This window comes from Brevibacterium zhoupengii, from assembly GCF_021117425.1.
GTDB lineage: Bacteria > Actinomycetota > Actinomycetes > Actinomycetales > Brevibacteriaceae > Brevibacterium > Brevibacterium zhoupengii.
Map to the genome: position 1 here is coordinate 434856 of NZ_CP088298.1, position 13292 is coordinate 448147.

A 13292-nucleotide genomic window follows, 5' to 3' on the forward strand; every position below is an offset into this window, starting at 1 on the left:
CGGCTGTCGATCGGTGTATCAGTTCGCTGGAACCGAACCGCAGACCGTAGCAATCCCATCTGCACTAAGGAGCCGACAATGAAGACTGCTCGCCGCTTGGAGAACCTCGGCACCGAGACCTCGTTCCGAGTTGCCCAGGACGCCGCCGACTGGAAGGCCCGCGGCAATGTGGTCTATCCGTTCCACCTCGGCGATCTCAACTTCCCCATGGCGCCCCACATCGTCGAAGCGATGGACAAGGCGATCAAGGACGGCAAGACCGGCTACTGCCCGGGCCCGGGAATCCCGGAGCTGCGTGCGGCGCTGGCCGATGACATCGGCTCCCGACGCGGGATGAGCATCGACCCCGCCGAGGTGGTCGTGACCACCGGTGGCAAGCCGGTCATCACGAAGTTCCTCCAAATGGTCATGGATCCCGGTCAGGGTGTGCTCTATCCCAGCCCCGGCTTCCCGATCTACGAATCCCAGATCGAGTACCTCGGCGGCACTGCCCTGCCCTATCGGTACGTGCCCACCGACGATGGATTCGCCATCGACCTCGACCACCTGCGGGCCTCGATCGACGACCAGACCGTCGCCATCATCTACAACGACCTGCAGAACCCGATCTCAGCCGAATCCACCGATGCCGAACGTGAGGCGATCGCGGCGATCGCTCAGGAATTCGACCTCTGGGTGCTCTCCGATGAGGCCTATTTCGAGATGCGCTACAAGGGGAAGTCGAAGTCCATCGCCGCGCTTGACGGCATGCGCGAGCGCACCGTCATTCTCTACACGTTCAGCAAGAAGTTCGCGATGACCGGCTCCCGTTTGGGCTGTGCCGTAGCACCGCGTGAGATCGCCGAGGTGATGTCGACGTTGAACACCAACGACGAATCCTGCACCACCCATTACGTCCAATGGGCCGGTATCGCCGCACTGCAGGGACCGCAGGACGGCGTAGGGAAGATGCTCGAAGTGCTGCGCAAGCGCCGGGACGCCACCTGCTCGATCATCAACTCGATTCCGGGCATGAGCGTGGCGACGCCGGGTTCAACGTTCTACGTCTTCCCCGATGTCACCGAGGCGATGGAGACCATGGGGATTGCCACGTTGAGTGAGTTCTCTACCGCGGCGCTCCACAACACGGGAGTCTCCTTCTGCACCCGCGAACACTTCGGTCGGAAGCAGGAGTGGGAGGACCGCGGCTACATCCGCCTGGCCTACTCCGGCATCGGCGTCGACGAGATCAACGAAGGTCTGGGACGCTTACACGACTGGGTCACGCAGGGGTAATCGCCGGCGCCCAGTTGCCGCCGGTCGAGCAGGTCAGTCGGCGGGTTCGGTCTCAGGTTTCCGGTCATTGATGAACGGTGACTTCTCGGGTTCGGGGTGCCTCAGCCTTTGAATGACGATGATGGCGATTCCGAGAGCTACCGCGCCGATCGCTGCCCACACATTGGTGCGCAGGCCGAGGACGACGAAACTGGGGTCGAGGCGAATGGACTCCCACACGATGCGGCCGGCGCCGTACCAGACGAGGTACATGCCGAAGAGGCGTCCCCACTGGAAGAACAGGTGGCGGCCCAGCCACAGCAGGACCAGGGCGCCGAGGCTGTTCCAGATGACCTCGTAGAGGAACGTGGGGTGGAAGAGGGTGTCGGCAGGCAGTCCTGCTGGGAAGTTCGCGTTGCTCGGATCGATCTCCAGACCCCAGGGCAACGTGGTCGGTTGGCCGAAGAGCTCCTGGTTGAACCAGTTGCCGAAGCGTCCGCACGCCTGGGCGAGGATCAGTCCCGGAGCGATGGCGTCGAGGAGTGCGGAGAGTTTGATGTTGAGTCGGCGGCACATGATCAGGGCGCCCAATGTGCCGCCGATGAGTGAACCGAAGATGGCGATTCCGCCTTCCCAGATCGCCCACACAGAGCCGGGCTCAAAGGGGTTCCACGGGTTGCGACCGGGGCCGAAATAGTCCGTGTAGTGGGTGATGACGTGGTAGATCCTGGCCCCGATGATGGCCATCGGGACTGCCAGGGTCGCAATGTCGAGGACCTGCCAATCTTCGACTCCGCGCTTGGTCAGACGGTGATTGGTCAACACGATGGCGATGACGATTCCCGCCAGAATGCACAGCGCATAGAAGTGAATCGTCAGAGGGCCCAGCGAGAAGCTGGAGACGCTCGGGCTGGGAATAGAAGCAAGAACATCGTGGGGCAGCGTGGGCAGGTCATCGACCGCTGGATTGGCAAGCACGGTGTCAGTCTATTTCCTCGACCCACTGAAGAGACATTCTGCTGGCCGTGCACCGGTTGAGAGGTGTCTGCGCCGTCGGGTGAGATGATGACACTTATGGCTCTCGACTTCACTCTCGTTCAACTGCGGTACTTCCAGGAGGTTGCCCGCAGGGAGAATATGACCGAGGCGGCCAAGCATCTCAACGTCACCCAGTCGGCGATCTCAACGGCCATGGCCCAGCTCGAGCGAACCCTGGGCATCGACCTGTTCATTCGGCAGAAGAACCGCTCCGTGGTCCTCTCACCTGCAGGCCGACGCTTCCTCTTCGAGGTCAACCCGTTCCTCGAGTCCTCCGACGCGCTCGGCGAGACCGCCCACGGACTGGCGCAGTCGCTGAGCGGGAATCTCACAGTCGGGGTGTTCTCACCGATTGCCCCGACCCGACTGCCGCTCATCCACGCCGAGTTTGAGAAACGCTACCCCGATGTGCGGGTCAACTACTTCGAGGCCGACCTCCACGAACTCCAGACCGCGGTCATCGCCGGATTCTGCGACATCGCGCTCACCTACACGCTGGGACTGACCGACCGGTTCGATTCGTTCCTCATCGACGTCGTCAAACCGCACGCGCTCGTCTCACTCGACCACCGCCTCGGCGGGGGAGCGGAGGGACCACGTCCGATCCATCTGCGTGAACTCGCCGACGAAGATTACATCCAGCTCGATCTGCCGTTCTCCCGGCAGTACTACGATGAGCTCTTCCGCATCGCCGGCATCGTGCCGAAGGTGCGGCACAGCTTCGCCGGTTATGAGACGGTCCGATCATTCGTCGCGATGGGCCACGGGTACTCGCTGCTGAGCCAGAGCGTGTCCTCGGGAACGTATATCGGATCGATGACGGTCGACGTGCCGCTGCTCGACGATTTCCCGAGCATCGATCTGTCCATGGTGTGGCCCAAGGAGGTGCGTCTGAGTAGGCGTGCCCGGGCTTTCAGCGAGCTGACCAGGGAGATCCTGGGACCCGCACAGCAGTAGGCATCAGGGACCGGGCGTGTCGGCTGGTCCGAGGTGGTCGACTCCGGGCCTGAGTCCCGTGGGTCAGTTTCCGAGTCCGAACAGCCTTTGGATGAGGTTGCCTTTCTGCTCCGGTTCCTTCTCGTGACCGCCGCACCACTGTTGTGCAGGCACTTCGCGTTTGACGGAGTCGACGTGGAGTCCGCACCCGGCCCAGGTCGTCTTGCCGCAGGTTGTGCAGGTGACAGCTCGGCACATAGTTCGTCTCCTTGAGTGGTCTGTGAGTATGGGGCCTGGCGCAGCTGTGAGCCTGCGAGTTTGGGCCTGCGAGCAGTCTCGCACGGCACCGTGCTCGTGCGCATACCCGCGCCCCACCGCAACTGGATTTACAGCCCATCAAGTCGATCTATGGCCAGGCTAAAAAGTATCTGTTGGACTGATGCACAAAGCCGGGCAACAATGGTTCCCACACCTGAGGACTAGGCAAGGGAGCTTCTATGTCCGCGACACCTGCGACGCCCACGACACAACCGAAACAGTCCGGCAAGACCACGAGCATGCAGAAGAAGGTGCTCGTCGGCGGCAGCATCGGCCAGTTCGTCGAGTTCTACGACTTCACGCTCTACGGGCTCTCGGCCGTCATCCTCTCCGAGTACTTCTTCCCCGACGGCGACCGGGTCACCGGTCTGCTCGTCATCTTCGCCACCTTCGGCGTCGCCTTCGTCATGCGGCCCCTGGGCGGATTGTTCTTCGGTGCCCTCGGTGACAAGGTCGGCAGGCGCAAGACCCTGACCATCACGATCTTCCTCGTCGGCATCTGCACCGCGCTGATCGGCATCCTGCCCGGCTTCGACCAGATCGGCTGGTTCGCGCCCATCCTGCTCATCCTCGCCCGCCTGGGCCAGGGGTTCTCCGCCGGCGGCGAATCGGTCGGCGGACCCTCCTTCGTCTACGAACACGCACCGGTGGGCAAGCGCGGACTGTGGATCAACATCACCCTGGCCGCCACCGCTCTGCCCTCCGTCTTCGCCGGTGGCCTCATCCTGCTGCTCTCGACGGTGATGAGCGACGCATCCTTCGAATCCTGGGGCTGGCGCATCCCCTTCCTCCTGGCGTTGCCGCTCTCGGCCGTCGGACTCTGGATCCGCTCGCGCACCGATGAGTCCGATCTGTTCAAGAAGACCGCGGCCGAACGGCCCAAGGAATTCAGCCCGATCCGTGACTCCTTCCGCGAGAACTCGGTGGGAATGCTCCAGGTCTTCTTCGTCCTCGGACTCACCGCCTTGGGCTTCTACATGCTTTCGGCCTATTTCGTCACCTACATCCAGACCACCGGCGACCTCACCCGCGAGCAGTCACTGCTGACGAATGCCATCGCCATGGCCAGCTACACGATCTTCCTGCCCATCGCCGGAGCTATCGGCGACAGAGTCGGACGCAAACCCATGCTCATCGCCGGCTCCATCCTCCTGGCCATCACATCGATCCCCGCCTTTGGCCTGGTCACCAGCGGTAACATGGGCCTGGCATTCCTCGGACAGACGATCTTCGTCATCTCCCTGTGCTGCTACGGCGGAGGCTGCTACACCTTCTTCTGCGAACGTTTCTCCACGAAGACCCGCTTCACCTCGGCGGCGATCAGCTACAACATCTCCTACGCCATCCTCGGTGGAACCGCGCCGTTCGTCGGCACCTGGCTCGTCGACATCACCGGTGTCAACACCGCACCAGGGTTCTACATGACCATCTGCGCGGTGATCGTCCTCGTCCTCATCTTCGTCACCCGCCTCCCCGAGACCCGGGGGCGGCTGGGGTGAGCGCCGGCCACCTCGGCGAACCGACTCCCACTTCAGCACCAAACTCGCAAGAGAAAGAGACGCACCATGACCACAGCATCCCCCGGAACTTCGACCGCATCCCCTGCAAGTGAAGCTCCCGCGAACGCGACCTCTTCGACCGCGGCACCGTCCAGTGATGCCGCCTTCCTCACCGACTTCCACCACGTCGCCACATTCGGGGCCACCGACAATGACGGCGTCGACCGGCAGGCACTGACGCCCCAGGACAAGCAGAGTCGCGACTGGATGCGCGGCTGGGCCGAGGGCAACGGCTTCGAAGTCCGCGTGGATGCGATCGGCAACATGTTCGCCTGCTTCGAACTCGTCCCCGACGCCCCCTACGTCCTCATCGGCTCACACCTGGACTCCCAGCCACTGGGTGGTCGCTTCGACGGCGCCTACGGAGTCATCGCGGCCCTCTTCGCAGCCCTGCGCGTCAAGGAGAACGTCGCCGAATCCGGGCAGAAGCCGCGGTTCAACATCGCCGTCGTCAACTGGTTCAACGAGGAGGGCGGACGCTTCGCCCCATCCATCATGGGCAGCTCCGTCTACGCCGGACTCTTCGACCTCGACCAGATGCTTGCCGTGGAGGACCTCGAAGGCACGTCCGTCGCCGAGGCGCTCGCCGCCATCGGCTACAACGGCACAGACACCCCGCCCGAGGCGATCTCCTACGCGGAGATCCACATCGAACAGGGTCGCATCCTCGAACGCGAAGCCACGAACATCGGCGTCGTCGAATCCAGCTGGTACACGCAGAAGCTCGACATCGACGTCCTCGGCGAACAGTCCCACACCGGCGCCACCGCCATGGCCGATCGCCACGACGCCCTCGTCGCAGGCTCCAAGATCGTCCTCGCTGTCGCTGACGTGGTCAACGAGTTCGCCGACGAGGCACTCGTGTCCTCGGTTGGCCAGCACGTCGTCGAACCCAATTCACCGATCGTTGTGCCCCGCCGCGTGCACATGGTCGCTGACCTGCGGTCCTCTGACCCGGGCATCGTCAAGGCCGCCCGGGACTCCCTGCACCAGCAGATCGCGAGCATCGCCCTGGACCACGACATCACCATCAAGGTTGAGGACTTCGATGTCCGCGGCAAGCTCTACTTCCCGGAGACCGGCGTCGAACTGGCCGAGAAGGCCGTGGCCAATGAGGGGCTGTCGATCCGGCGCCTCGAGACCATGGCCGGTCACGATTCGGTGGCCATGAACCACCGGGTGCCCGCCGTGATGATGTTCGTGCCCAGCGTCGACGGCGTCTCCCACTGCGAACGCGAATTCACCACCGACGACGACATGATCCGCGGACTCGGCGTCCTCACCAACGTCGTCACCGAGTTGGTGGGTGGTGAACTCAGCGAGGAACGAGACGGCGAGATCTGGGTCGGCAAGTCCGTCGCCGAGGCGCGAGCATGAGCGGCAGCGAAACCTGGGCGCTGTCCGCGAGCGAGGCACTGACGAAGTTCCGCTCTCAGGAGCTGTCTCCGGTCGAGTACCTCACCGCTCAGATCGGACGGATCACGTCCGAGGACGAGCGCATCAATGCGGTCACGGAAGTCGTGGAGGATGCAGTCACCTCGGCGAGGGAGGCCGAAGGCTTCTACGCACACGCGTCGAACGATGAGCTCGCCGGGGCAGCCGCCGCTCGACCGCTGCTCGGCCTTCCCATCATCGCCAAGGAGAAGCACGCGATCGCCGGGCGCACCCTGACCCAAGGACTCATCCACGAGCGCGACACCGTGGCCGGAGCCGACGGGGCGATCATCGCGCGCGTCCGCGCCGCCGGAGGGTTCGTCCATGCCCGAGCGACCTCGCCGGAATTCAGCTGCGCGACGGTCACGCATTCCCCGATGTGGGGCGTGACCCGCAATCCGTGGAACACCGAACTCTCACCCGGAGGGTCCTCGGGCGGCTCGGGTGCGGCACTGGCGGCGGGCTTCGCGCCCCTGGCCACAGCCTCGGACATCGCCGGATCGACCCGGCTGCCCGCCGCGTTCACCGGCACCGTCGGATTCAAGGCGCCCTACGGTCGGATTCCCGGCGTCCAGCCCCTGGCCGCTGACTGGTACCGCGGGGACGGGCCGATGGCGCGTACCGTCGCCGACACCGCGCTGCTTGCACGAGTGATGGTCGGCGTCGATCCCAGCGATCATGCGACGATCGATTCGTCTGGTTTCCTCAACGGCTTCGATGCCACCTCCGCCGAGGTGGTTGAAGGCTTGAGGGGGAAGCGGATCGCACTCTGCCTGCGCCTGGGCGACTTCCCCGTCGGTCAGGACATCATCGCCAATACCCGGGCGGTCGCCTCGGCGCTGGAGGCTGCGGGGGCGATCGTCGAGGAGATCGAACTGCCGTGGACAGCGGAGCGGATCTTCGAAACCGCGTTCACACACTTCGGCAACATCCTCGCCCCCGCGATGCGGGCCGCGACGCGCGGGCACGAGGACACCCTGGCCGACTACACGCTCCAGATCATGGCCGACGCCGAGGCGGTCGCCAGCCGTCATACGTTCTACGAAGGGCTGGCCGCTGAGGCGCAGATCCAAGCGGAACTCGCGACCGCAATGGAGGGATTCGAGGTCCTGCTGGCGCCCACCTCGGCGGTGGCGGGACTCGAAGCAGATGCCAGCTATCTCGACGGGATCACGATCGACTCGACCGGTGTGGGCCGGGGGGCTTCCGGTGCTGACGGCAGCGTTGGCGGCGATGGAGCTGGAGTCGATGGTGGGGGAGTGCGGCTCGAGCACTACTGGCAGTCGCACATGACGATGCCCTTCAACATCTGCAATCGGGTACCGATCGTCAATGTCCCCAGCGGTATGGCCGACTGCGGAATCCCGACGGGTCTGCAGATCATCGCCCATCCCTTCGACGACCGCGCGGCCTTCGACGTCGCGGCCGCGGTCGAGCAGCTGGTGCCGTGGACGGGGATCGCGCCGAGGTGATTGCCTGCGGCTGCTGATGCGCCGGTCAGCCGGCCCGCGGTTACTCAGTCTGCGGAACAGTACACAGGTTGCAACCGATGTACTGTTCCGCAAGCTGACGCGTCGCAGGGCTGGGCATGTCGTCCGATGCGTCGCTCAGCCTTCTGGCACGATGAGCATCGTGGGCGAAACCAACGGAGCGCAAAGGGAGCAGGGTTCAATGCAGAGCCTCGAACAGACACTGGCTGCAGTCGAAGGAATCGGTCGAGACCTCAATGCCGTCACCTCGGTGATGGGCGACCGGGCACGCATTCTTGAACGGAAGTCTGCGGAGCGCGCCGCGGCCGGTGAAGACGCACGCGCCCTCGAGGGTGTTCCCTTCGCGGTCAAGGACGTCATCGACGTGGCGGGATTCCCCACAACGATGGGATCGAACGTCAGCAGCGGACCTGACCCGAGCGCATCAGCCCCGGTGGTGAGTCTCTGGGAGCGAGCCGGTGCTCTGCCGGTGGTGAAGACGAACTGTCAGGAATACTCGTACGGCATCCTCGGCGATGAGAGTGCTTTCGGGAGAGTCATCAACCCGGTTGACCCCGCGCTGTGCACCGGTGGGTCGAGCTCGGGGTCTGCGGCCCTTGTCGCTGCCGGCGTGGTGCCGTTGGCGTTGGGAACTGACACTGCGGGTTCCGTGAGAGTGCCTGCCGCCTGTCAGGGAGTCATCGGGTACAAGCCGACCTTCGGCACCGTTTCGGTCGAGGGGGTGTTCCCTCTGTCGCCGTCCTTCGACACGGTGGGGCTGTTCGCGCGAGATCTGCCGTTGCTCACCGCGGCGTTCAAGGCGATATCCGGGAGTGGGGCGGGTACAGCTCCAGCAGCATCCTCAGCGGCATCGGCGCCTACTCCGGCAAAGACACCCACAGTCGACCTGAGCCTGCTGAACCGTGCAGATGAATCATCAGCGGGAGTACTGACCTGGGCCGAGAAACGCCTTGGTGATTCAGTGCTCGCCTCAACCACCTCGGCGAATTTCGATTACCTGACGGAGCTCATCGAACGAGGCATTGCCTTCTACGACATCATTCGACGTTACGAAGCCTATGTCCTGCACAAGCAGTTCCTTGATGCCCAAGGCGAGCAGTATCAGCCGGGCGTCTGGGCGAAGATCCTCTCCGGCCAGGACATTACCGAAGCTGAATACCAGTCCAATGTCGCCTCTTTGGAGGAGCTTCGAGCCGCTGCCGAATCGTTCTTCGACGACGTTGATTTCATCATCACCCCCGCCATGGGCGGCGAAGTGGCAGCGTGGGATGAGCTCGGACCGGAGTCTGCAGCGAAATTCATGCGCTTCTCGTTGCCGTTCAACGTGCTGGGATGGCCGGCAGTGACGCTGCCCATCGGGGTGGTGTTAGACAGCTCCACGTCGGTTGCTGGCACGGCGTCTGACACGGCCACCGGGACATCGTCACGAGCAAAGCCAACCTCTGTGCAGTTCGTGGGCGCGCCACACAACGACGAGAAGCTGCTCGAATTCGTCGCAGGACTCTGAAAGCGGTTCAGTTGCGCTGAGCCAGCGTGCACCACAGCGGAAACCAAGCCGCACAGCCCGGCACGGATGTCATGCCGGGCTGCGCGGAATGGTTGCTTTGTTTGGCAGGCGTTGCCAGGTTCACCCATGGTCAGTGTTTAGCGGTTACCTTTCATGAATGCGTTGACGTCGTCGCTGTTGAACAGGTCCGGGACCGTCCAACCATCGAGGTTGTACTCGCCCATGCATTGTTCGACCATCCCATTCATGCTCTCGACGGTGCCGTTGTTCATCGCGTTCATGAGCATCTCAACGCGCACGTTCTCATGGTTGCCGGAGTAGTTGCGTTCGTAGAGTTCGTGACGTCCCCCGAACTCGGAACCGATGGCGTCCCACAGCAGCTTCATCAACTTGACCCGGTCCACGGCCTGCACACCGTTGGATCCGCGTACGTATTTGTCGAGGTAAGGCCGGATCTCAGCATTCTTGAAGTCCTGGGCACCGGAGGGCAGGTAGATGAGTCCCGAGGCGACGTCTTGTTCGATGATCTCCTTGATCCGTGAGTACCCCTGGGCCATGAACATGCGGTAAGCCATGCCGTAGTCCATCTTCGGCAACACGGACCCGTTCGGTCCTTCGTCAGGATTGAGCATCATGGCATCGGCGAGGGCCCAGAACATGTTGCGCCACCCGATGACCTCTCCGGCCCGGGCCTGGACACCGCGGAAGTCCTGCGTTCCGGCGATCTCGAGTGCTTTGAGGAGAAGTCCGGCGATGAAGTCGAGCTTCACGGCCAGGCGGATGCAGCCCTGGTAGGTGAAGCGCTGAATGAACCCGGTCTTCGGCATGAACCCGTTGATCTGGTCCGGGTCTCCGTAGGCGAAGATGTTCTCCCACGGCACGAGTACCTTGTCGAATATGAACACGGCGTCATTTTCATCCATACGCGATGACAGCGGGTAGTCATAGGGAGTGCCGGTCACAGCAGCATTTTGTGCGTAGGAGGTCCGTGAGATCAGTTTGATGCCGGGAGCATCCATCGGGACGGTGCAGATGAGAGCGTATTCGGGACGTTTGATCGGCAGGCCGTAGTGGGAGATGAAGTTGTAGTTGGTGATGGCTGAACCGGTGGCCACGACCTTTGCTCCGGAGACGATGACACCGTTGTCGGTTTCCTTTTCCACCTTCATGAAGACGTCCTTGACGTCGTCCGGGGGCAGGTGGCGGTCAACGGGCGGGTTGATGATGGCGTGGTTCCAGTACAGAACCTTCTCCTGCGACTCCTTGTACCACCGCTGGGCGTTCTCCTGGTAGGGAGAATAGAACTCGGGCATCGAGCCCAGAGTTCCTAGGAAAGCTGCCTTGTAGTCGGGGGAGCGACCGAGCCAACCGTAGGACATGCGGGCCCAAGTTTCGATCGCGGTGCGGCTGTCCTTGAGGTCGTCGACGGACTTCGGGACTTTGAAAAAGGGGTGGGTTTTGCCGCCGCTGCCGGTGTCGGTATCGACCAGGAGTTTGTCTGCAGTCGCTTCGTCGTGGAATCCGTCGTAGAGCCGGGCGACCATGCGTACGGAGTTGCGGAATGCCGGGTGGGTAGTGACATCCTCGACGCGTTCTCCGTGGAGGTAGATCTCTCGACCATCACGCAGGGACTCGATGTATTCGTCGCCTGTCATAGGCAGTTTCGGGTTGGCTGGTGTCGTCCTTTCGGACATTGTGTTCTGCTGGGTCTCTTCAATGGTCATGACGACCGTCCTTTCAAAGTTGTGTCGGACTGCTGCTTGTGGGCAGGACGACAGTTGGATTCGTTGGTGGTAGTTCTCCGGGAGTCGGGAGTCAGTTGCTGGGGCCCTTGTTTTCAGATGCTTCGTTACGCCGAAGATCGGTTCAGACGGGATTGAACGTCGACGATCCCTCGAACCAGCCGTGGGCGATCGAATCGCCTGATGCCTCCCACGGCGTGCCACCGTGCAGAGTGCCGGCATGATGGAACTTGCCGGAGATGAAGAGCAGAGGATCGACGTCATTGATCTCCAGGTCGATGACTTCGCCGATGACGATCACGTGGTCGCCGCCGTCGTAGATCCGCCAAGGGCGACATTCGATGGTTGCCGCATTGCCGTCGAGGACGGGGATCTCGCCCTCGCAACGCCACTTCACCGAGGTCTTCGAAGGTTTTCCGGCAAAGTTCATGCAGGTGCTCAACTGGTCCTCGGACATGATGTTGATGGCGAACGGGCGGTCCTCGAGATACTCGGATGCCTTGTTGCCGCGGATCAGTGTCACCTGGGCCAATGGCGGGTCGAGTGACACGGCTGTGAAGGCATTGACCGTGGCCCCGTGTGGTGTGCCGTCGGGCGCCTGGCAGGTCACCACCGTCACACCGGTGGCGAACTTTCCGAACGCATGGCGAAGATCCTTGGAATCGATCGCCCGCCTCGGCGAATCTGTTGCAATGGTGTCAGTCATCGAATGTGTCCTCTCCCTGGAGCAGCTTCCGGAGATTGGTCGGATTAGCTATCTCTAGACAGTGTTGTGAGTCACATTTGCGATGTGAAGTGCTCGTCCCGATTGGGACATCGCCTGTCCCGCCCAGACCAACGCGATAACTGAGAGCAATGGATTGAGACGCTGAGGAGTATGAATCTATGCTCTGGAAGTCCTTCTAGAACTCGGTTGCGCGTTGCAGCTCCAGCGGAGTCAACCCGGTGCGAGCTTTGAAGACACGGGAGAAATGCGAGGGAGAGGCGAACCCGCACCGACGTGCGATTTCGGCGACCGTGGTGTGAGGTTCCGAAGCCAAGATTGTCTCCGCGATCTGCAAACGATAGTTCTGCAGGTGGTCGGCAAAGGTCTCGTCCTGTGCAGCGAAGATGCGCGAGAGCTGACGCTCGCTGACCCCGATGGCCGCAGCGACCTGTCTGCGATTCAGCGCGCCGTCGCCGAAATGGCGCGCGATCTCCTGCAGGGCATGTCGATAGCTGGCCTCCCGGCTGGAATCCACCGTGGGCGAGAGCATTCGTTCGACCAGTTCGAAGGTCTCCTGCTCCACTCGATACAGATCGTCGGGGGACCGACGCAGTGCGGAGTCGATGACCGAGACCAGGTCTGTGGCGCTGGGGTTGGGGAATCGTCTGCGCAGATCCGATCCGAAATCAAACACCAGCGGTTCATTGAGATCTCTCCCACCTGCCAGGTGGGCGAAGTCTTCTCGCGGGACGGTGAGTACCAGTTCATAGAGTCCGTGTGAGAAACCGCGGACGAATGGCCGGTCCGCGTCGTAGACGACAGCCTGGCCAGGTTTGAGGAGAATCGTCCCCTTGGAATGATAGAAAAAGGCATCACCGCTCATCGCGAAGAAAATGGCGATGTCACCGGTGGGATGCTCGGCAATCATTCGTGCGGAACGCTCGACGATCTGGGATGAGCCCTTGACTCCAGCGAACCGGAGGGCAGGGAAGTGAAGGTTGATCTCCTCCGCCATGAGGGGAGTGTCCTCTAAGGTGCGAATGTCGAGGCCGATGAGTGCCTTGGCGTTATGAGCTTCCCAATATTCGATGCGATTCTTGGACGGTATCTGGGCGGTGGAGAACCGCAGCGGGTCCGGGGTGGAATGAGGCGTCGGTGGTTCAGCCACGGGGTTGCTCCTCCCAGTCTCCGGTGCGAAGCGCAGGATCTTTGGGTGTGGGCCCCGGCGGCGATCGCAACATCGTTGTTGTCAGCCCATGGTAGCTTCTCGGCGACGATTTCTGATTCCTGCCTGCGGTCTCTGGGACA

Annotated in this window: 11 protein-coding genes; 6 read left to right on the forward strand and 5 right to left on the reverse strand. The window is 62.5% G+C overall.

The features are described from left to right. Positions 1-78 precede the first annotated feature (78 nt). Positions 79-1275, forward strand: coding sequence for a pyridoxal phosphate-dependent aminotransferase (locus LQ788_RS02000; RefSeq protein ID WP_231444770.1), 1197 nt, complete (start codon positions 79-81; stop codon positions 1273-1275). A gap of 33 nt (positions 1276-1308) precedes the next feature. Here the strand turns inward: LQ788_RS02000 and lgt are convergent, their stop codons facing one another. Next, complete coding sequence (gene lgt, locus LQ788_RS02005) at positions 1309-2232, reverse strand: prolipoprotein diacylglyceryl transferase (RefSeq protein WP_231444772.1); 924 nt, start codon at positions 2230-2232, stop codon at positions 1309-1311. 96 nt (positions 2233-2328) lie between these two features. Here lgt and LQ788_RS02010 point away from each other — a divergent pair, with 96 nt between their 5' ends. Then, positions 2329-3249 (forward strand): LysR family transcriptional regulator, encoded by a 921-nt coding sequence (locus LQ788_RS02010; protein ID WP_231444774.1) that lies wholly within the window; start codon positions 2329-2331, stop codon positions 3247-3249. Positions 3250-3312: 63 nt separating this feature from the next. Here the strand turns inward: LQ788_RS02010 and LQ788_RS02015 are convergent, their stop codons facing one another. Then, positions 3313-3486, reverse strand: coding sequence for a hypothetical protein (locus LQ788_RS02015; protein WP_231444776.1), 174 nt, complete (start codon positions 3484-3486; stop codon positions 3313-3315). A 239-nt stretch (positions 3487-3725) separates the two neighbouring features. On the opposite strand from LQ788_RS02015, the gene LQ788_RS02020 reads away from it, so the two are divergent. The 4 genes from LQ788_RS02020 (at position 3726) to LQ788_RS02035 (ending at position 9536) form a co-directional block, all read left to right on the forward strand. Further along, positions 3726-5045: an MFS transporter gene (locus tag LQ788_RS02020; protein WP_231444778.1), complete on the forward strand. Its 1320-nt coding sequence runs from the start codon at positions 3726-3728 to the stop codon at positions 5043-5045. Positions 5046-5111: 66 nt separating this feature from the next. Continuing rightward, positions 5112-6482 (forward strand): M20 family metallo-hydrolase, encoded by a 1371-nt coding sequence (locus LQ788_RS02025; protein ID WP_231444780.1) that lies wholly within the window; start codon positions 5112-5114, stop codon positions 6480-6482. Next, the gene (locus tag LQ788_RS02030) at positions 6479-8011 is read left to right on the forward strand and encodes an amidase (protein WP_231444782.1); all 1533 of its coding nucleotides are present in this window, start codon (positions 6479-6481) and stop codon (positions 8009-8011) included. The genes LQ788_RS02025 and LQ788_RS02030 overlap by 4 nt, the downstream gene beginning before the upstream one ends. 199 nt (positions 8012-8210) lie before the next feature. Continuing rightward, positions 8211-9536, forward strand: coding sequence for an amidase (locus tag LQ788_RS02035; RefSeq protein WP_231444784.1), 1326 nt, complete (start codon positions 8211-8213; stop codon positions 9534-9536). A gap of 137 nt (positions 9537-9673) precedes the next feature. On the opposite strand, the gene LQ788_RS02040 is transcribed toward LQ788_RS02035, so the two are convergent. The 3 genes from LQ788_RS02040 to LQ788_RS02050 form a co-directional block, all read right to left on the reverse strand. Beyond that, the gene (locus tag LQ788_RS02040; RefSeq protein ID WP_231444786.1) at positions 9674-11260 is read right to left on the reverse strand and encodes a 4-hydroxyphenylacetate 3-hydroxylase family protein; all 1587 of its coding nucleotides are present in this window, start codon (positions 11258-11260) and stop codon (positions 9674-9676) included. A gap of 142 nt (positions 11261-11402) precedes the next feature. Continuing rightward, on the reverse strand, positions 11403-11984 hold the full coding sequence (locus tag LQ788_RS02045) for a flavin reductase family protein (RefSeq protein ID WP_231444788.1): 582 nt from the start codon (positions 11982-11984) through the stop codon (positions 11403-11405). Between the two features lie 196 nt (positions 11985-12180). After that, a complete protein-coding gene (locus tag LQ788_RS02050; protein WP_231444790.1) occupies positions 12181-13152 on the reverse strand; it encodes an AraC family transcriptional regulator in 972 nt (323 codons plus the stop codon). Positions 13153-13292 lie beyond the last annotated feature (140 nt).

Excerpts from the sequence above, each read along its gene's own strand:
- LQ788_RS02000 (WP_231444770.1), top strand. The coding sequence starts at position 79 with ATGAAGACTGCTCGCCGCTTGGAGAACCTCGGCACCGAGACCTCGTTC.
- LQ788_RS02010 (WP_231444774.1), top strand. The coding sequence starts at position 2,329 with ATGGCTCTCGACTTCACTCTCGTTCAACTGCGGTACTTCCAGGAGGTT.
- LQ788_RS02015 (WP_231444776.1), bottom strand. The coding sequence starts at position 3,486 with ATGTGCCGAGCTGTCACCTGCACAACCTGCGGCAAGACGACCTGGGCC.
- LQ788_RS02020 (WP_231444778.1), top strand. The coding sequence starts at position 3,726 with ATGTCCGCGACACCTGCGACGCCCACGACACAACCGAAACAGTCCGGC.
- LQ788_RS02025 (WP_231444780.1), top strand. The coding sequence starts at position 5,112 with ATGACCACAGCATCCCCCGGAACTTCGACCGCATCCCCTGCAAGTGAA.
- LQ788_RS02030 (WP_231444782.1), top strand. The coding sequence starts at position 6,479 with ATGAGCGGCAGCGAAACCTGGGCGCTGTCCGCGAGCGAGGCACTGACG.
- LQ788_RS02035 (WP_231444784.1), top strand. The coding sequence starts at position 8,211 with ATGCAGAGCCTCGAACAGACACTGGCTGCAGTCGAAGGAATCGGTCGA.
- LQ788_RS02040 (WP_231444786.1), bottom strand. The coding sequence starts at position 11,260 with ATGACCATTGAAGAGACCCAGCAGAACACAATGTCCGAAAGGACGACA.
- LQ788_RS02045 (WP_231444788.1), bottom strand. The coding sequence starts at position 11,984 with ATGACTGACACCATTGCAACAGATTCGCCGAGGCGGGCGATCGATTCC.